The organism is Streptomyces sp. NPDC053513 (assembly GCF_044544765.1).
GTDB lineage: Bacteria > Actinomycetota > Actinomycetes > Streptomycetales > Streptomycetaceae > Streptomyces > Streptomyces litmocidini.
Genome location: NZ_JBITXP010000003.1, coordinates 267364 through 286308, shown reverse-complemented (window position 1 = coordinate 286308; position 18945 = coordinate 267364). Strand labels below are relative to the sequence as shown.

General features: G+C 72.8%; 15 protein-coding genes and 2 pseudogenes. 7 read left to right on the top strand and 10 right to left on the bottom strand.

Translation table 11 applies throughout. The annotated features are described in order from the left end of the window. Positions 1-13: 13 nt before the first annotated feature. The 4 genes from ACIGW4_RS06985 to ACIGW4_RS06970 all read right to left on the bottom strand — a co-directional run bounded on the left by ACIGW4_RS06985 (position 14) and on the right by ACIGW4_RS06970 (position 2724). On the bottom strand, positions 14-727 hold the full coding sequence (locus tag ACIGW4_RS06985; RefSeq protein ID WP_123458592.1) for a GvpL/GvpF family gas vesicle protein: 714 nt from the start codon (positions 725-727) through the stop codon (positions 14-16). A 4-nt stretch (positions 728-731) separates the two neighbouring features. Then, entirely contained in the window at positions 732-1169 is a 438-nt protein-coding gene (locus ACIGW4_RS06980) for a gas vesicle structural protein GvpA (RefSeq protein ID WP_123458593.1), read from the bottom strand. Between the two features lie 68 nt (positions 1170-1237). Beyond that, positions 1238-1543 (bottom strand): gas vesicle protein, encoded by a 306-nt coding sequence (locus ACIGW4_RS06975; protein WP_123458594.1) that lies wholly within the window; start codon positions 1541-1543, stop codon positions 1238-1240. Positions 1544-1917: 374 nt separating this feature from the next. Next, positions 1918-2724 carry an ABC transporter ATP-binding protein gene (locus tag ACIGW4_RS06970; RefSeq protein WP_399578888.1) on the bottom strand — a complete coding sequence of 269 codons (807 nt, stop codon included), beginning with the start codon at positions 2722-2724 and terminating at the stop codon, positions 1918-1920. A gap of 358 nt (positions 2725-3082) precedes the next feature. Here ACIGW4_RS06970 and ACIGW4_RS06965 point away from each other — a divergent pair, with 358 nt between their 5' ends. From ACIGW4_RS06965 to ACIGW4_RS06955, 3 genes are all read left to right on the top strand, one after another. Further along, complete coding sequence (locus ACIGW4_RS06965) at positions 3083-6355, top strand: FtsX-like permease family protein (RefSeq protein WP_399578886.1); 3273 nt, start codon at positions 3083-3085, stop codon at positions 6353-6355. A 95-nt stretch (positions 6356-6450) separates the two neighbouring features. After that, positions 6451-9228: a hypothetical protein gene (locus ACIGW4_RS06960; RefSeq protein WP_399578884.1), complete on the top strand. Its 2778-nt coding sequence runs from the start codon at positions 6451-6453 to the stop codon at positions 9226-9228. Then, positions 9225-10184 carry an ABC transporter ATP-binding protein gene (locus tag ACIGW4_RS06955; RefSeq protein ID WP_359592413.1) on the top strand — a complete coding sequence of 320 codons (960 nt, stop codon included), beginning with the start codon at positions 9225-9227 and terminating at the stop codon, positions 10182-10184. The genes ACIGW4_RS06960 and ACIGW4_RS06955 overlap by 4 nt, the downstream gene beginning before the upstream one ends. A gap of 59 nt (positions 10185-10243) precedes the next feature. Here ACIGW4_RS06955 and ACIGW4_RS06950 read toward each other — a convergent pair whose 3' ends face one another. The 4 genes from ACIGW4_RS06950 to ACIGW4_RS06935 all read right to left on the bottom strand — a co-directional run bounded on the left by ACIGW4_RS06950 (position 10244) and on the right by ACIGW4_RS06935 (position 14600). Further along, entirely contained in the window at positions 10244-11302 is a 1059-nt protein-coding gene (locus tag ACIGW4_RS06950) for a magnesium and cobalt transport protein CorA (RefSeq protein ID WP_123458599.1), read from the bottom strand. 254 nt (positions 11303-11556) lie between these two features. Beyond that, positions 11557-12072, bottom strand: a complete 516-nt coding sequence (locus ACIGW4_RS06945; RefSeq protein WP_399578882.1) for a hypothetical protein — start codon at positions 12070-12072, stop codon at positions 11557-11559. A 392-nt stretch (positions 12073-12464) separates the two neighbouring features. Beyond that, positions 12465-13238 carry a phosphotransferase gene (locus tag ACIGW4_RS06940; protein WP_399579108.1) on the bottom strand — a complete coding sequence of 258 codons (774 nt, stop codon included), beginning with the start codon at positions 13236-13238 and terminating at the stop codon, positions 12465-12467. Positions 13239-13304: 66 nt separating this feature from the next. Then, positions 13305-14600: an MFS transporter gene (locus tag ACIGW4_RS06935; protein WP_399578880.1), complete on the bottom strand. Its 1296-nt coding sequence runs from the start codon at positions 14598-14600 to the stop codon at positions 13305-13307. Between the two features lie 299 nt (positions 14601-14899). On the opposite strand from ACIGW4_RS06935, the pseudogene ACIGW4_RS06930 reads away from it, so the two are divergent. Then, a pseudogene (locus ACIGW4_RS06930) lies at positions 14900-14986 on the top strand (transposase); the annotation flags it as partial. Between the two features lie 221 nt (positions 14987-15207). Continuing rightward, positions 15208-16803 (top strand): beta-propeller fold lactonase family protein, encoded by a 1596-nt coding sequence (locus ACIGW4_RS06925; RefSeq protein WP_399578878.1) that lies wholly within the window; start codon positions 15208-15210, stop codon positions 16801-16803. A gap of 179 nt (positions 16804-16982) precedes the next feature. Here ACIGW4_RS06925 and ACIGW4_RS06920 read toward each other — a convergent pair whose 3' ends face one another. Further along, complete coding sequence (locus ACIGW4_RS06920; protein ID WP_399579106.1) at positions 16983-17267, bottom strand: hypothetical protein; 285 nt, start codon at positions 17265-17267, stop codon at positions 16983-16985. A gap of 18 nt (positions 17268-17285) precedes the next feature. Between ACIGW4_RS06920 and ACIGW4_RS06915 the strand changes: the two genes are divergently transcribed. Next, positions 17286-17684, top strand: coding sequence for an ATP-binding protein (locus ACIGW4_RS06915; RefSeq protein WP_399578876.1), 399 nt, complete (start codon positions 17286-17288; stop codon positions 17682-17684). A gap of 78 nt (positions 17685-17762) precedes the next feature. After that, positions 17763-18221 (top strand): annotated as a pseudogene (locus tag ACIGW4_RS06910) (glutaminase); the annotation flags it as partial. Positions 18222-18557: 336 nt separating this feature from the next. Here the strand turns inward: ACIGW4_RS06910 and ACIGW4_RS06905 are convergent. Next, the gene (locus ACIGW4_RS06905) at positions 18558-18761 is read right to left on the bottom strand and encodes a cold-shock protein (protein ID WP_123458604.1); all 204 of its coding nucleotides are present in this window, start codon (positions 18759-18761) and stop codon (positions 18558-18560) included. Positions 18762-18945 lie beyond the last annotated feature (184 nt).

Genomic DNA, 18945 nt, shown 5'->3' with positions numbered 1-18945 from the left:
CCCCTCCCCTCCCTCAGACGAAGCTGTACGGCGGCAGCGGTCCCGTGAGGGTGAAGTCGTACGCGTCCCCGCACCGGTCGGCCTCGGCCCGCACGGCTCGGACGAACTCGTCCGTGCGCTCGGCCGGGACCAGGAACGAGGCGTTGAGGAAGTGGTTGCCGCCGGCACCGGTGACGGCGGAGCGGGTGGCCGCCCCGTCCAGCCGGGCCACAATCTCCCCGGCCTCCCGCTCGCCCCGGGCCGCGACCTCGCGCGAGACGAGCTCCCCCAGCGCGACCCGGTCCTCGTGGGTGCCGGAGCCGCCGCGGGTGCGCTCGTTGAGCTCCCGGGCCTGTGCGGAGTCGGCGAGGACCGCGCGGAGCATGTCGTCCTCGTCCCTGCCGGCCTTGAGGTGGTACTCGACGTGGCCGTCGAGCTCGGCGAGCCGCTGCCGGTACGCCGGTTCCTCCCGGTCCAGGACGTCGGCGACGCGCTCGTCGTCGGGGCCGAGCAGGCCGAAGCGCATCGGCAGGGTCGCTCCGTCGGCCATGAGCGACTCCAGGACGTTCTGATGGGCCATGACGTCGCGCCGCTTGGCCCGCAGGCCGGGAGGCGCGTCGCTCACGACGGCCGTCAGGGCGCCGGTGCGGACGGTGCGCAGGGGCGACGGCGGATCACCGACTCCTCGGAGGCCGTCCAGGCGCACGGGGTGCGTGGCGTCGGTGATGGCGTAGACGTACGTGGACAAGGTGTCACTCCTCTCGCTTCCGGGCCGTCTGGCGACCGGACGTCGACTTGCGGGCCGGGCGCGCGTCCGGCTCCTCCTCGGACTCCTCGCGCTTGCCCTTCAGCGTGTCCGTGATGGCCTCCACGGCGCCGCTCAGCGCTCCTTTGGACTTGCCCTTCGCGCCGTTCTCGGTCATCTCGCCGACGATGTCGGTGAGTTGGGTGGGCGCCTTGCGGCCGGATTCCAGGTCGAGGCGGTTGCACGCCTCCGCGAACCGCAGGTAGGTGTCGACACTGGCGACGACCACCCGGACGTCGATCTTGAGGATTTCGATTCCGACCAGGGAGACGCGGACGAACGCGTCGATCACGAGCCCTCGGTCGAGGATGAGTTCGAGGACGTCGTAGAGATTTCCCGAACCACTGCCACTGGCCGTGGCGTTGCCCTGCTGGACGAGTGTCACGATGAAGCTCCTTCCGGTGATCGCGCGGGTCCGGCGTCGGCCGGGGACCCGCCGGTCACCCGCTGGTTTCAGCGGCGGTCGATCTGCCCCCTCGCGTAACGGCGGACGCGTTCGTAGGCGACGAGCCGCCCTTCGGCGTCGAGTTCGACGTGATAGGTCGCCATGACGCTCATGGTGTCGGGGACCTTTTCGAGTTCGACCACCTCCACGTCCGCGGACCAGCCCTCACCGGTGCCCTTCACCGCCGAGACGGATCCCGGCTCGCACCGGAGCAGGTCCGCGAGCTGGCCGGAGGCGCGGCGCATGACGGTGGCGATGTCGCAGCGCCCTCCGGCGGTCGCATCGGCCGTCCCGCCCTTGCTGTCGTCGGTCATGTTCCTGTTCTCGCCTTCGTGCCCCTGGGGATCGGTGCGAAGAATCGCTCCGGCCGCCGAGTGCGGCTGCCGTTCGCGTGCCCCTGCGATCCGTACGTATGCGTGATCGAGGCCGATTCGCGCGGAATCGCTCCGATTCACCGAGCGGGCACCGGAGTTCTTGGCCCTTCCGGTCGCCCTCGTCGCCCTCGTCGCCCTCGGGGAAGGCGTCGCCCCCGTACGCGGGGCATGGGGGCGTCCGGTGACCGGCACGGCCGGTGCACCCGCGACCCCCTGGAGGCGCTGCCGGCCGGTGGGATCCGACGGCTGCGACGAGCACGCCGTCGCGGGCGTGTGTCCGATCCGGCCGACGACGGCCGTCCCGGTATCGCCCGTCAGTGCCGCCGCGGGCTCGCCGGCGCCTCCGCGCCTTGCGGGGTCGCGTCCGCCGTCGGACCGGTGCCGTCCGCCGCGCCGTGCTCCACGATGCGGCCGTCGCGCAGTTCCACGACCCGGTCGGCGAGTTCGATCAGGTGGGGGTCATGGGTGGCGACGAGGACGGTGACCGACTGGCTGCGCACCACCGCACGCAACAGTTCCATGATCGATCGGCCGGTTTCCGAGTCGAGCTGGCCCGTGGGTTCGTCCGCGATGATCAGGTCGGGGTCGTTGGCCAGGGCGCGGGCCACCGCGACGCGCTGCTGCTGGCCACCGGAGAGTTCGCCGGGGCGCTGCTCCGCGTGGTCCGCGAGGCCGACCAGGGCGAGGAGGGTCCGGGCGCGTTCCTCTCGCTCCTTGGCCGGTACGCGGCGCAGCCGCATCGGTACGCCGACGTTCTCGGCGGCGGTGAGGACGGGGATGAGGCCGAAGGACTGGAAGACGAAGCCGATGCGGTCGCGGCGCAGGGCGAGCAGGCCCGGCTCGTCGAGGGCCGCCAAGTCGGTGCCGTCGAGGGTGATCCGGCCGCCGGTGGGGGTGTCGAGACCGCCGAGGAGGTTCAGCAGGGTGGTCTTGCCCGAGCCCGAGCGTCCCCTGAGAGCGGTGAGCGAGCCGCGGCGGACCTCGAGGGAGACGCCGCGCAGGGCGTGGACGGCCTGCGGTCCGCTGCCGAAGCTGTGGTGCACGTCGTCCACCACCACGATCGGAGCGCCGTCGCTCCTCCGCGGCGGCGGTACCGCCGCCGGTTCCTGCTGGCCCCTCATCGCACGCTCCCTCGTTGTGTCGCCCGCGTGGGCCGGTCCGGCCGGTGTCCCGCGCACTGCCCCTGCAGCCTCGAGTCAGATTTACTCATCTGCAACATCAGTCACTCAAGCCTCTTTCCTCCATGGCTCGGAACTGACAACATCGTCCGGTATCCGGTAAGAGTGTCCGCCAACAGGTGACCTCCTGGGGGAAGTTGCGCGCCGGAGCAGCGCGTGTCCGGGGGGCGCGGGCTCCCGGTGCGGCACTCGCGCATCATGCGCACGACCTGTCGGCGGACGCTCCAGGGGGAAGGAACGGAAACACGTGCTCGGCTTCGTCGTTCGCCGACTGCGCGGGCGATGGCCCCTCGCTCTCTCCGTGCTGCTCACCGTACTGATCACCGCGACCTCGCTGACCGCGCTGGCGGCGTTCACCCGTGGTGTGGGGGAGGAAGGGCTCCGCCGGGCCCTGACCGGCCCTGACCGGTCCCGGACCACCGTCGTGATCACCAGTGGTCATCCCGCCTCCTCGCGCGCCAAGGACGACGAGTCCGCCCGGGCCTTCGCGGACGCGGTGTTCGGGCGGTTTCCGGTGGCCTTCCAGAGCATGGCCCGCAGCCGGTCGTACGGACTGCCCGGCGCCGCCGCTCCGGGCCGCGACGCCGACCTGACCCTGCTCGCCGCGCTCGCCCGGGAGCACGTGGAACTCCTCGCCGGGGCGTGGCCCGGGCCGGTCCCCGCCGGGGCCGGCACCCCGGCGGCGCCGATCCAGGTGGCCGTACCGCGCGCGGCACTCGCACGGATCGGCCTGGCCGAGACCGCGCTGCCCGCACCGGTCCGCCTCGACGACCGTTTCGGTGGTCCTCCCCTGACCGTGCTGGTCACCGGCGTGTACCGGGCCGTCGACCCGGACGCCGGGTACTGGCGCCTCGACCCGCTCGGCGGCCGGGAGGTCCAGTCCGACACCTTCGCCGTCTACGGCCCGCTCCTGGTGGACGACAGCGCCTTCACGGGGGGCGGCCTGCTGCAGGAATACCGCCTCACGCTGCTGACCCCGGACCTGCGCACGATCCGCACGTCCGAAGCCGGGGCCCTGCGGACCGCGACGGATCCCGCGGCGGACTCCCTCGAGCGCACCGCCTCGCTGCGAACCTCCACCGAACTGCCGGACTTCCTGTCCGAGTTGGACGCGGGACTGACCGTCGCCCGATCGACCCTGCTGACGGGCGCGCTCCAGCTCGCCGTCCTGTCGGCCGCGGCGCTGCTCCTCGTCTCCCACATCCTGACGGCGCGCCAGGAGCCGGAGCGCGTCCTGCTCACCGCGCGCGGCGCCTCCCGCCGCCGGCTCGGCGCGCTCACCGCGGCCGAGTCGCTGCTGCTCGCCCTGCCCGCGGCCCTCCTGGCACCGCTGCTCGCACCGCCCCTGCTCGACCTGTTCGGCCGTTTCGGACCGATCGGACGGCTCGGCCTGGAGATACCGGACACCTGGCTGGTCTGGCCGGTCGCGGCCGGCTGCGCGCTGGCGTGCGTCCTGCTGACGACCCTGCCCTCCCTCCTGCGCGGCGCCTCGGCCGCCGTGCTGCGCCGCGCAGGCGGCAGACAGGCCCTGGTGACGGGTGCCGCCCGCTCCGGCGTGGACCTGGCCGTGCTGGCCCTCGCCGTGCTCGGCTACCAGCAGCTGTCGCAGCACGCGGGCTCGGACTCCCCCGCGCCCGGCGCGTCGGCCGGCGGCGGACTCGGCGTGGACCCGGTCCTGGTACTCGCCCCGCCCCTGGCCCTGTGCGGGGGCACGCTGCTGGTCCTGCGGCTGCTCCCGTTCGCGGCGCGGGCTGCGGGACGGCTGGCGGCGCGCGGCCGGGGCCTGGCCCCGGCCCTGTTCGGCTGGCAGCTCGCCCGAAGGCCCGGCCGGGCCACCGGGCCCGTGCTGCTGCTCGTCCTCGCCGTGTCGAGCGGGGTCCTGGCCCTCGGCCAGCACACCGCCTGGACCGACTCCCAGCGCGACCAGGCCGACTTCGCGACCGCGGGCGGCCTCCGGATCTCCGGAAGCAGCATGTCCCCGATGGGGCAGGGCGGACGCTACGGGGCGCTGCCGGGCGGGGACCGCCTGAACCCGGTGGTCCGCCGGGAGCAGAAGCTGCCGGACGGAACCGTCGTCGACCTCCTCGCCCTGGACGCCGCCAAGGTCGACGAGCGGGTGCCGCTGCGCGCGGACCTGCGCGGCGGTCGCGGGATGCGGGAGCTGTTCGCCCCGCTCGCCGCGGGTGGCCCGGCCTCCCCTGCTGCGACCGGCACCACCGGCGCCGCGGGAGCGGCCCCCGCCCAGGCCTCCGGCCGGAGCTCCGGCCTCGCCCTGCCCGGGGCCCCCCGCCGGATCGACCTCGGCGTGACGGTACGGTCCACCGGTATGGACCGGGCGGCCGTGAGCCTGCTGCTGCGCGACCGGTTCGGGGCGACCCACGGGACGCCGTCGGTCACCCTGCCCGCCCGCGGCGACGCCACTCTTCCGTTCCCTCTGGACACGCTGGCCGGTGCCCCGATCGGGTCGGCGGCCACCCCGCTGACGCTGGCGGGCATACGCCTCTCGTACGCAGGGAACGGCGGACCCGCGGGGGACGGCGCCGAACTGACCGTGCGCCGGATCGCCGTCTCCGACACCGCGGACGGCGGCGCCGTGCGCGTCACCGCGCCCGCCACGGGCGGCTGGCGGTCGGCTCCCCCGCAAGGGCCGCCCTCCTTCCAGGCCCCCGCGCTGTCCCCGGTCCCGGCCGGTTCCACCGACGTGTTGCGGCTGCGCTACTGGGGCGGGCCCGGCACCGAGAGGGGTGTCGGCGCCATGCTGTTCCCGGCGCCCGCCACGCCGCTGCCCGCCGCGGTCCCGGCGGTCGCCACCACCGGCTACCTGCGGTCGATCGGTGCTTCCGTGGGCGAGACGGTCCGCGTCACGCTGGACGGCGCGAACGTCCCGGTGCGGATCACCGCCGCCGTGGACGCACTCCCCGTGGCCGGACGGACGGCGCTCGCCGTCGACCTGCGCACGGTCGGCCGGTTCCTGCTCGAGTCCTCCGGCCTGCAGCCGGATCCGCCCACCGAGTGGTGGCTGCCCGCCGCCTCGGCCGCCGACCCGATCCCGGCCCGCGCCGCGGCCGAGCTGCGCGAAGGGAACAGGACCGAACGCGTCCGACTGCGTGAGGAGACCACCGCGCACCTGCTGGACGACCCGCTGAGCGCCGGTCCCCAGAGCATGCTGGCCCTCCTCGCCGCCGCGTGCGCGGTCCTGGCGGCCATCGGCTTCGCGACCTCCACCGCCGCCGAACGGCGCGTGCGCGGACGGGAATCCTCGATCCTGTCGGCGCTCGGCGCACCGCGCCGGTCGCTGGCCCGGGCTTCCGCCGCCGAGGGCGGGGTGCTGATCGTCCTCGGGACCGCGGTCGGGACCGGGCTCGGTGTCGTCCTCGTCCACCTGATGGCGCCCCTGGTCGTACTGACCCCCGCCGCCGGACGGCCGTTCCCGCCCGTGCGGGTGGACATGCCGTTCGGCCAGACCCTGCTGACGGCCGCCGCCATCGCCGCCGTCCCCCTGCTGACGGCCGTGTCCCTCGGCCCCCGAGGCCGCGATGTCGCCGCCCGGCTGCGCACCGTGGAGGAGATGTGACCACCCGGCCGTCGTCCGCCGCCCCGCCGTCCGGCCCTGCCCCGCGCCCCGCGCCGTGGGTCAGGACCCGGTTGCGGGCGACACCACTGGCAACGGTGCTGGGCGCCGTGCTGGCGTTCGTCGCCGTCCTGCTGGCCGCCGCGCTGCCGCGGGTCCAGGACCGGAGCGCCGACCAGGCCCTGCGGTCCTTCCTGCGCGACAGCGGACCGAGGGACACGAGCCTGCTGGCCGCCGCGCCGGCCATCGAGTCCGGCCAGGACCCCCGGGTCCTGGACGAGACGCTGAACAGCATGCTCGCCCACACGGGAGACGCCTTCCACGTCGACCCGGCCACGGTGGTCCACGGCAGGCGGACCACCGAGCGGCAGCCGCTGACGAATCCGGAGCTCTCCCGCCCGTCCGGCTTCCCGCCCAGGATGTCCCTGCTGTACGTCCGGCAGGCGCAGGCCCACGTGAAACTGGTAGAGGGGCGTTGGCCGAGCGCCACGCCCACCGCTGCCGCCGCCGGCGCGACCGCGGGAGCCCCCCGGGGGGCCGCCGGGACGCCGCCCCTGCAGGTCGCCCTCTCGGAGCGCGCGGCCCGGACCCTCGGCGCCCGCCTGGGATCCGTCCTGTGGAGCAGGCCCATCTCCGACGACACGCCGTCCGTGGAGGTCGTCGGTCTCTTCACCGTCCCCGACGAGACCGAAGACTTCTGGGTGGACCTGGAGTGCCTCGCCCGCGCCTGCAAGCACTACACCGGCGAGAACCTCTCCTGGGACGTCGACGCCTTCGTCGGCGCCGGGGACCTGGACCGAATGGGCGTCTGGGGCCACAGCACCCAGGACTTCTGGCGGCTCCCGGTGGACGTCGACCGCCTGCGGGCCGACCGGCTCGACGCCACGGCCGAGGACGTCGCCTCGTACGTCGACGGCCCCACCGCCGCCACGCTCGCCCAGGAGACCGGCCGCGAGTGGCTACGGACCACCTCGTGGCTGCCCGACCTCTTCAAGGAGGCCCACGTCCGCCGGCAGGCCGCCGCACCGCTCACCGCGATCGGCCCCGCCGGGGTCGGCGCCGTCGCCCTGGTCGTCCTGGGCCTCGCCGGCGCGCTCGCCACGGACCGCCGGAAGGCCGAGCTACGGCTCCTGCTGGCGCGTGGCGGTTCGCGCACCACGATCGTCGGCCGGCTCCTCGGGGAGAGCGCCGTCACAGTGCTCCCGGCAGCCGCTGCCGCCACCGCGCTCGCCGTCCTGCTGTTCCCCACGCCCCGGCTCGCGCCCTCGCTGCTCTCGGCCGCGGCCGTCGCGCTGCTCGCGCTGCTGGCCTTCCCGGTACGAGCGGCCGTGCTGCTGTCCCCACGGCGCCCGGCCGGACGGTGGCGCAGGCCCGTGGCCGAGCTGCTCGTCCTCGTCACCACGGCCGCCGCGGTGCTGGAGGTCCGCCGCCGCGGGATCGCCCCGGCCGGAAGCGACCCGGACCCGCTGCTGGTCGCGGCCCCGCTGCTGCTCGCGCTGTGCGCAGGGCTGCTGCTGGCCCGGCTCCAGCCGGTGGTGACCGGGTGGCTCGCGGCGGCGGCCGCCCGCCGCTCCGGGCTGGTCGGCTTCCTCGGGCTCGCGCGGGCCGCACGCGGCTCCGGGGCCCGGGACGCCGGGCCGCGTGCCGGCGGCCGGACGGGTCCCTCCGTCCTGCCGATGGTCGCGCTCCTCCTCGCCGTCACCACCGGCGGATTCGGGGCGGCCGTCCTGGACTCGGTGGACGCGGCCCGGCTGGGTGTCGCACGGCTGACGGTCGGCGGCGACGCCGCGATCACGACATACGGGAACACGCCGCTGCCGGACGGGCTCGCGAAGGCCGTGGGCGAACTTCCGGGCGTACGGACGTCCGTGCCGCTGTGGATCGACGACGGCTTCTCCGTCCTGGGCACCGCCCGGGGCTCCACCCAGGTCACCGTGGTCGTCGCCGAACCGGCCGCATACGCGCGACTGTCACGTGCCCTGGGCTGCGGCTCCTTCGACCCCGCCCTGCTGGCCGGAGGCGGCGCGCGGTCCCCCGACGCCCCGGTGCCCGCGCTGTTCAGCGCCGGCCTGGCGCGACAGGCCGGCGCGGACGCGGACGCGTACGTGCTGCGGGCCGGCGACGGCGAAGAGCTGCGGGCCCGGGCCGTCGGCGTGATCGGCTGCACCCCGGCCCTGCCGGTTCCCGACGCCCCGACCGTCGTCCTGCCGGCGGGCCCCGCGACGGCCTCCATCGACGGCGCCGACCGACCGAACCGGTGGTACGGCCTCGGTTCCGCCGACGGCGACCGGCTGCGCGCGCTGGTCCGGGCCGCGCTCCCGGCCTCGTCGGCCGCCCCGGCCCCGGCTCCCGCCGCGGGTCGGGACCCGGCCGCCCCGACCGACGACCCGTATCTCGTACGCACCGCTGCCGAGACGGTCGCCGAACTGGGCGCCGATCCGCTCCAGCGGTCGGCACAGCACCTCTTCTGGGTCTCCGTGGCCGCGACAGCCGGCTTCGCGCTGCTGGCCGTGTTGCTGACGCTGATGCGGACCGTCCCCGAACGCACGGCGCTGCTGGCACGGCTGCGCACCATGGGGCTGCGCCGCCGGCAGGGGGTGGCGCTGATCCTCTCCGAGGCCCTGCCGCAGACCCTGGCCGCAACGCTGGGCGGGTCCCTGGCGGCAGCGGCCGCGGTGGCGCTGCTGGGACCGGCGGTGGACCTGTCCACGCTGGTCGGCACACGGGTGCCGACCGGCATACGGCTCACGGCGGGGCCCGTGCTGACCCAGGCCCTGGGCCTGGCCGCCCTGGTGGCCGCGGCCGTGCTCGTCGAGGCGGCGACATCCGGGCGACGGCAGATCACCACCCAGTTGAGAGCGGGAGACCAGAGTTGACCACCGACCAGCCGACGTACGAGGAGCTGCGCCGCCGGGCGACGGCCGCCGCGGAGCCCCGCGTCCGGACGACGGACACCGCGATCGCCTGCGACCGCCTGGTCCGGATCTTCAACGCGGACGGCATCGAGGTGCAGGCGCTCCAGGGGCTGGAGCTGACGGTCGACCAGGGCGACCTGGTGGCCCTCGTGGGCGCCTCGGGCAGCGGCAAGTCCACCCTCATGAACATCCTGGCGGGCCTGGACGTCCCGACGGCGGGCAGCGCGACGGTCGCCGGACACGACCTGCTGGAGCTGTCGGCGCGGGACCGGCTGCGCTACCGGCGCGAAGCGGTCGGGTTCGTCTTCCAGCAGACGGCCCGCAACCTGCTGCCGTTCCTCACGGCCGCCCAGAACGTCGCTCTGCCCCTGCAGCTGCGGGGAGGCGGTGGCTTCCGGCGCGGCGCGGCCGCACGGCGCTCCGCCCGGGTCGCGGAGACCCTGGACGCCCTGGGGATCGGCGATCTGGCCCACCGGCGCCCGGCGGAACTGTCCGGCGGCCAGCAGCAGCGCGTCGCGATCGCCGTGGCGATGGCGAACCGGCCCGAAGTGCTGCTGGCCGACGAACCGACGGGCGAACTGGACTCGGAGACGGCCGCGTCGGTCTTCGAGACCTTCCGCACGGTGAACAGGGAACTCGGCGTGACGGTGGTCATCGTGACGCACGACCCCATGGTGGCGGGCGAAGTCCGCCGCACGGTGGCGATCCGCGACGGCCGGACCAGCAGCGAGGTCCTGCGCCGCGTGGTCACCGACGAACACGGCGAGGAATCGGTCAGCGAACGCGAGTACGTCGTCCTGGACCGTTCCGGGCGCGTCCAGCTCCCCCCGAAGTTCCTGGCGGCCCTGGGCATGGAGCACCGCGTGGCGGTCGACCTGGCCCCGGACCACATCGAGCTGAGGCCGGACCGGAGCTGAGTGCGCCGCAGCGCTCCGCGCCTGCCCGGTTGGCAGACCGCTCCCCGCCCGTGGCGTCTTCACTCCGTGGGATCCGTCGCTCCGCGCCGGACGGCGTCGGTCACCTCCGGCGTCGGCTCCGGCGGGCGGGCGCGGCGCCGTCGCCGCAGCCATGCGTAGAGCATCAGACACGGCAGCAGCATCCCGGCGACGGTGAGGACGAGGAACGCCGGGAAGCCGCTGATGTGGCCGACCAGCCAGTCGAAGTTCTGCCCGAAGAAGCCGACCACGAAGGACAACGGGAGGAACACGCTCGCGAGGATGGTGAGACGCTCCATCGTGGCGCTCTGCCGAAGGTTGATCTTGTTCTGCTCGACGGAGATCACCGCGATGTTCGCCTCCAGGACGGTGGTCAGGAGGTCGCGCTGGGCCGCGACCTCCTCGTTGACCAGCAGCAGGTGGTCGTGCACGTCGCGGATGTACGGATGGAGGGCGGGCGGCGACTTGCCCGGTTGCAGGCGCCGTCCGAGCACGGCGAGCAGCGGGTGCACGGCGCGGTAGAAGTCGGTCGCCTCGCGGCGCAGGAAGTAGATCCGTTGCGTCGGGGCGACGGCACCGGAGAACACGGTGGCCTCGATCTGCTCGATGTCGCGTTCGAGCTCCTCGACGACCGGCGCGTAGCTGTCGACCACCTGGTCGAAGATGGCCCACAGCGTGGAGGCGCTGCCGGTCTTCAGCAGTTCGGGACGGCTTTCGAGTCGGCTCCGGGCTCCGTGCAGCTCGCTCGCGATGCCCTGGCGCACGGTGATCACGAAGTGTTCGGCGAGGAAGACGCTGATCTCGCCGGTGTCGATCTCCTCGCGCTCGTCGTCGTAGCGCGCCGTGCGCAGGATGATCAGTTCCGTGCCGTCCTCGTACTGCTCCGCCTTCGGCCGCAGGTGGAACGTCCGGGCGTCCTCGACGGCCAGCTCGTGCAGTCCGAAGACCTCGCGGACCCGGGTCAACTCCTCGGGGCTCGGTTCGAAGACGCCCAGCCAGACGAACCCGCCCAGCTTGCAGTGCGCGGCCGCCTGCTCCAGTGGCATCGCGCCCTCGTGCTGCCGACGCCCGTCCTGGTAGTGCGCACAGTCGACGATCATGGCCACCACCTCCTCACGGCCGGCCGACGCGCACCGTCTCTCGCCCCCGGCGACGTGGCGCGCCGTACCGGCCCCACACCACGAGATGCTCCTCCGACTCATCGGAAATGTCCTGACGGTCGGGCCCGATCAGTCCGACACGGACAGGCGCCGCACCCGCCACGAGAAGCGGCGGCCCGGCAACCGAGTCCGGATCGACGTAGAACTCGTCGAACCGACGGGTCTCACGGAACGGACACCGGCCGCGGCGCCGGTCACCGGAACCCCGCCTCAGCGGCGGTGGACGAAGCACTACCGGTCACCGCCATCGACGACCGCACACGGCCGCGGGTCCTGCGGAGCCGGTCGAATACGGATGCGAGCTCCGACGGCGTCATCCGCCGGAGGGAGGCGGTCGGGTTCCTGGAGATGATCTCCGCGGTGAGCCGGCGGCCTCGTGTGCCGTCCACCGGACGGGACCGCCCGTCCTCGCCCACCCGGCGCTCGGGCTGAGGGCGCTCGGCAGCGACCTGACGTCGGGTCATGGCGACCCTCTTGGGCGAGAGTCCCGTCAGCGAGGCGACCATCCGGTCGCTCCACTCGGCGTGGGGGACGAAGATCCGCTGGGCCGCCGCCACCCGGTCGTCCTGGGACAGCGGAAGGCCGTGCCTGATGTTGGCGGACACGGAGGGGAGGAAGACGTCCGTCTCGCTTCTGTGGAAGAAGCGGGCGTCGATCTCGCTCGTGCCCCGGAGGACGGCGGCTCGGACCCGGTGCGCGCCGTCGATCACCCTGCCGCTGGGACGATGGACCCAGATCGGCGGAAAATCCTCCTCCGATTCAGCGAGGGCAAGAACGTGCTCGACGCTTCCCCACGGAGCCTCGGGGAGCCGGAGACGATCAGGGAGTCGATGGGAACCCTGCTCACGGCAGATTTACCGAGCATTTCCTGCACACGGGAAAAGGAACTCATTCGCCCCTCACCCGGAGCATCATTCCATCGCCACGCCTCCCTTGCCCCTGCCCCCATTTCCTGCCTCCTGCGAAAAACCCTGTCCACGTCGATCAGCGTGCTCAATGACTCCCGGCCGGGCGAGATTCCCAACAGTCGATCCCTCTTGTTTACCCTGCCTCTTTTCCGTGCGGCCGCCCCGACGGAGAACCGAGCCGTCGAATCATCTGTTCAGGAAATCGTCAGCGCCTCGGGCAGTGCGCCCGGAGCCGGCCGGTCGCCGTCCACGAGCCGGCGCAGCCGGTGCACCGAACGGTCCGGCGGGAGCTCCCGGGCGGGCCTGTCCGGCGGGGAGACGATGAGATGACGGACCGTGTAGGCGAGCGAGTAGAGGACCATGCACTCGGCGGCGTCCGGCGTCCGGAACACCTCGGGGTAACCGGTTTCCATCCGGCGCAGGATCGTCGAGTGCCGGTCGGTTCCGTTCACCACGTCGTCGTCGGCTCTCTCGCACAGCCGCTGGAGGTCGAGCAGAGGCGGCGCGAACCGTACCCGTTCGAGGTCGAGGACGCCGACTCCCGGCCCCGACCACCACAGGTCCTCCAGGTGCACGTCGCCGTGGATGACACCGTGACGCGAGGGATCGTCCACGGCCGGCTCCAGGTGCCGGTACTCCTCGATCGCCTGGGCGGCATCCGCCATCAGCCCCGGGTCCACGTGGGGCAGGGCCTTCCCGTGGTCCACGAGGGCGCGGGAGGTGGGCAGCGGGGTGATGTCCGCGCCGAGCATCCCGTCCAGCCCCTCGTGCAGGCCGTCACGGGCGACGAGCGTGTCCGCGAGGTCCGCGGGCGGCGACCAGGCGTGGAGCGCCAGCGCCCGCAACATGCCGGAGAGCTCGTCCACCGCCGTACGGCGAGCGGTGGCGTTCAGGGCGTCCCAGCTGCGCGCCAAGGCCGTGCCCGCGAGCCGTCTCGTCATGGAGTACGACAGCGGGAAGCCCTCCAGGGAGCTCGGTCCGCATGCCGACTCTCTCGGGTGCAGGGGTTGGTCGGGGGGTGCGCGGCATGTCCGTCAGCCCTCCGCACGGGGCTCGGGAAGGGCCTTGCCGACCCTCGCGAGGGGAGAGAGGAGCATGCACAGCGGCGAGAGGAGCAGGCCGACGGCCGCCACGAGCAGGCCCGTGCGCAGACCCACCACGCCGCCCAGCACACCGCCGAGCAGCGCGCCCACGGGGCTCAGGCCCATGCCGACGAAGTTGATCGTGGCCACGACCCGTCCCTGGATGTCCGCCGGTGTGATGGCCAGTCGCACCGTGGTGACGGTGACGTCCACCGTCTGGGCGAAGGTGGCGAACACGAAGTTGATCGCCATGAGCGCCACGACGGTGGCGGCGGAGGGACCCCTCAGGAACGGCACGAGGAGCAGGGCCCCGTCGGCGATGACGGCGGTCGACATCAGCACCACGCCGTAGCCGAACCGGCGCGGCAGGACGGCCGCCAGGAACGACCCGACCAGGGCGCCGGGCCCCAGGGCCGCGAGAACAAGGCCCACTTCGGCTCCGGACAGGTGCAGCGCCCGGGGCAGGAAGAGGAGGTACATGGTCATCAGACCGGCGTAGAAGAACTGGAACGCGGCCGAGCTGACGGCTACCGCGCGCAGCGGCGCCTCGTCGATGATCAACTGGAATCCCTCGCGGATCCGGCGCCACATGCCGGCGCTTTCCTCGCTCCGGGGAGGCGGCGTCTCGACCCGGCCGATCCTTCTGATCGAGAAGGCGGAGAGCAGGAAGAAGACACCGCTCCCGAAGAGCGCCAGCGGCGCGGAGAGCAGGGAGACGATGCCGCCGCCGAGCGCCGGACCGCCGATCCGGGAGGCGGACCTGCCGCCTTCCAGCATCCCGTTGCCCTGGGCCAGTCGGCCGCGGTCGACCAACCTGGGCAGGGCCGACTGGTAGGCGACGTCGAAGCACACGGTGAAGACGCCCACGGCGAACGCGGCGACGAACAGCAGGGGCAGACTGAGCAGGTCGAGGAGGTAGGCGACCGGGAGCGCCGCCAGGAGCACCGCACGGCCGAGGTCCGAGAGGGCCATCATGCTGCGCACCCGCCAGCGGTCCACCCACACGCCGACGAAGAGCGCGAACAGGAGGACGGGCGCCTGCTGGAGCGACCTCAGGAGGCCCAGCTCGGTTCCCCCGGTGTCAAGGATCATCACGGCGACGAGGGGGAGCGCCACCTGGGCGATCTGCCATCCGAAGGCGGAGGCGATCTGTCCGGTCCACAGCGCCATGAAGTCTCGGTGCCGCCAGAGGCTTTCCTCGGCCGCCCGCTCCCGCCCCTGCTCCTTCACGGCCGGGCCGTCATTCACAGACCGCCGCCTTCCGAATGCACACCGCACGCTGATTCTCCATACTGGTTCCCTCTCGGAACGAAGAATTCCCAGCACGGCGGATGCACACTGAATTCGAGTCACTTCGAGCATATATGGAACGGGGCGACGACATACCTCGTTCAACCGAGCGGAGGCGCGCAGTTGAACAACCCCGCGCACCCGGCCGCCCGCCCGCACGCGCGCCCTTTCCCGGCGATTCGCAAAGATCTGCGATATCCACCGGGCGGGCCTGACGTCCCGCCGGATCCACCGCACCGTCATCGGCAGTACGGCCGGAACGCATCACCGTCGAGCACGCACTCGCCGACCACAAGCGCTGGAAGCACCTGACCCGGTGGACCCGCCGGCGTGAAGCTCCGCCCCTCGGGAACCGACGTGCCCCTCGGCGGGCGACTGCCGGCAGTGCCCGTTCTCCAGGGCGCGCGTGCCGGGTACACCGATCCAAACTGATCAAAAAAGATCAACAGACAGGCCGATCTAGTAATAACCAAGCATGTGAGGATTCCTCAAAAAGACTGTGAATAGCATGAGTTGGAGGAAGAAGCAGAGACATCCGGTCAGTTCTCTCCGAGAGGCAGGGCTCATGGTGTTCACGATCGACAGGCCTCACATACGCGACGTCCGGCGCCGCTTATGGCGCGGCACAGCCGCGGCGCTGGCCGCCGCGCTGCTCGGCGCTGTCGGCGCGGTGCTTCCCGCCGGGCCGGCGCATGCGGCCGGACCGGCGCGGCTGGTCTACGTCTCCCATGCGGGTGCGGGGACGGTGAGCGCCTACGACCCGGCGACCGGGTCGACGGTGGCCACCATCGAGGTCGGCAGCGCGCCGACGGGCATAGCGCTCACACCGGACGGCTCCCAGGCATGGGTGGCCAACGGCGCCAGCGACACGGTCTCGGTGATCGACACCGCGACCAACTCCGTCGCCGCGACCGTCGCGGTGGGGCGGACGCCCCGGTCGGTGGTCATCTCGCCGGACGGGGGACGGGCGTACGTGGTCCGCACGGCCGACCCCGGCGGGGTCGACGTGATCGACACGTCTTCCCTGGTGGTCACCGCCACCATCGCGGCCGGCGATTTCCCGGACGCCGTCGATCTGTCCCCGGACGGCAGCCGGCTCTACGTGGGGAACTTCTCCAGCAGGACGGTGTCCGTGATCGACACCGTGAGCAACACCGTCACCGCCACCGTCCCGGTGGGGAACGCGGCAGGGCTGGCGGTCAGCCCCGACGGCGCCCATGTCTACGTCGCCGACCACGACGACAACCGCCTCTCGGTGATCGACACCGCCACCGCCACCGTCACGGCGACCGTCCCCGTCGGCAGCCTGCCGCAGAGCGTGGCCGTCGCACCGGACGGAGGACTCCTCTACGTCGCCAACCGAGGAGGCGACTCCGTCTCCGTCGTGGACACGGCGACCAACACCGTCGTCGCCACGGTCCCGACCGGCGCCGGGACGAGCGGCGTGCTGGCCGATGCGGACGGCACTCGCGTCTACGCCGCCAACACCTTCGTCAACACCATGTCGGTGATCGACACCGCGACGCTCACGGTCACCGCCACCGTCCCCACCGGTTCCCGCCCGTTCGGCCTGGCGATGAGCAAGGCCGCCCGGCCCACCGTCACCGCCGTCACCCCCGCCCAGGGCCCGGCCGCCGGCGGCACCACCGTGACCCTCACCGGCACCGGCTTCACCGGCGCGACCGCCGTCGCCTTCGGCGCCGTCCCGGCCGCCTCGTTCACCGTCCGCAGCGACACCGAGATCACCGCGACCTCCCCGGCCGCCACCACCGCCGGACCAGCCGACATCACCGTCACCACCCCCGTCGCGACCAGCACCACCGGTCCGGCCGACCGCTACACCTACACCCGGGACGCCACCGGACTCACCGCCGCTCCCCTGCTGCTCTCCCTCGCCCCCGGCCAGCTGAAGATCAACCTGAACCTGTCGGCCGCCCTCGCCGACACCACCACCGGCAAGCCCATCACCGGTGCCACCGTGAAGTTCACCCTCGGCACGACCACCGTGTGCACCGCCACCACCAACACAGCAGGCACCGCGACCTGCACCGGCGTCGTCCCCGTCCTCACCGCCCTCCTCAACCTCGGCTACACCGCCACCTACAACGGCGCCCCCACCCACGAACCCGCCACCGCCACCGCCGCACTCATCCACAGCTGAACGGCTGAACAGCTGAACGGCTGAACAGCTGAACCGCCCGCTGCAATAACGGGGGGCCGCCACCGGAACACACCGGTGGCGGCCCCCGCCGTTGTCGACAGCGCACACCACTGCCGCCCCCGCACGACCCCCGGCGGGCTGCTCCGCCGGGGGCCGTGATGTCTGTCAGTGCCGGATGGTTACTTCACGGGCTTGACGTGGACCAGGGTCTCCAGCTTGTTCAGGCTGTTCCAGAGGACCTCGATCTGGGTGTGGGTATCGGGGACGATCACGCTGCTGTACTTGTTGGACGCGTCCCAGTACTTGTTGGTGTGGTCGTTGAAGACGGTCACGCCCTTCTCGCCCTTGATGGTGGTGGCGACGCCGGCCTTGTGCAGGTTCAGGCCGTCGGTGGTATCGAAGCCGAAGGTCGCGTCGTAGCCCTGGAGGCGCGGCTGCATCAGGGTGCCGTCGGACCACTTCAGCGTCCCGTGCCCGGCCGGGTGGTGGCACTGTGCGCCCTGCCGGTGACGCCCGAGAGCGTTCCGGCCGTGCGCCGCTTCGTCCGCGGCGCTGTACGCCGATGGGCGGTGCCGGCGGACGCGACCGACACGTTCCTCCTGGTCGTCAGCGAGCTGGTCACCAATGTGGTGCTCCACAGCAGCAGCGCCGAGGTGACGGTGCTGGTCTCCTTCGACGGGGCGGCCCTGACCGTCGAGGTCAAGGACCAGGGGCGCTGGCTGGACCGTCGCGTGCCCCGGCAGGTGGCCGAGGACGGCGACGCCGCCTTCGGCCGGGGCCTGGCGCTCGTCACCGCCTGCACGAGCTGGTGGGCCGCGGACGTCACGCCGAGCGGCACCCGTGTCGTCGCCCGCTGCCCGATCGTGGCAGCGGCAGCCTGAGGAGACCGTCCTGACGCTCGGAGGGGTGCGGACGCGTGAGAAGTCGGCGGGTGGTTCCGCGCGGGAAAGGGCACGTGCGTGCCCGGAGGAGCTGATCCCGCCCACCGCGTCCGGACGGACACGGTGACCACAGTCGGAACCGGACGCTTCGGCGCCGTGCTGGACCGCATCGAGAAAGAGGCTGCCGCGCTCGGCGAACGCGGCAGTCCCGCCGACTACATCCCCCTGCTCGCCGGTGGCGACCCCAGCGCTTCGGCATGGCCGTCGCCGAACCGGACGGAACGGTCTACGGCGTCCGGCGACTGGCAGCAGCCCTTCTCGACGCAGTCCCTCCCCAAGGTCTTCGCCCTGGCCTTGGTGCTCTCCCCGGAGGGCGAACGGATCTGGCAAGGCGTGGGCCGCGAGCCTTCGGGCAACCCCTTCGACTCCCCGGTGCGGTCGGAGTACGAGCACGGCGTCCCCCGAAACCCGTTCACCGACGCCGGCGCCCTGGTGGTCGCCGATCGGCCGCAGACACTGACCGGGGACGCCGCCGGCCGGGTGAGAGAGCTGCTGCGGGCCGAAAGCGACGACCCGGCCATCGACTTCGCACCGGAGAGCGTTTCCGGTGGACGCACACGGCCACGCCGGCACACGTCGAACGGCCCGCACCGAGTCGGTGCGGGCCGTTCCTCCACCCGAGAACCGGCCGGAGGGGGAAACCGGCAGGTCCTGCATATCCAGAGCGCCCCCAAGCGCTCGAAACCCGCATGCCCCAGATCCTGTGCTCCACACCCCTGCCCATCACAGCAAGCGTGCCGGGTACGGGCGGGCCGGTTCACACGGCGTCTGCCGTACGGACCCGTGGGACCGAGGCGCTGCATCCGCCCCGGCTCAGGCGAGGTTGATGTTCTCCGCCTGCGGGCCCTTCTGGCCCTGGGTGACGTCGAACGTCACGCTCTGCCCCTCCTGGAGCTCGCGGAAGCCCGTCGCGTTGATCGCCGAGTAGTGGGCGAAGACGTCCGGGCCACCGCCGTCCTGGGTGATGAAGCCGAAGCCCTTCTCCGCGTTGAACCACTTCACCGTTCCCGTAGCCATGTCTCATGCCTTCCAGTCGATGGACACCTCCCGCACCTTGCGGGAGGCGGAGGTGATCGCCCTGGTTCCTGCGGCACAGCACAGCAAAAATCCCATGCCGAAGGCATGGGCAAAAGAAGATCCGAACCACGACAGCTAACAGGGACGGTACACGCCCGCACCCTCTGTCACCACAGGAAACGCC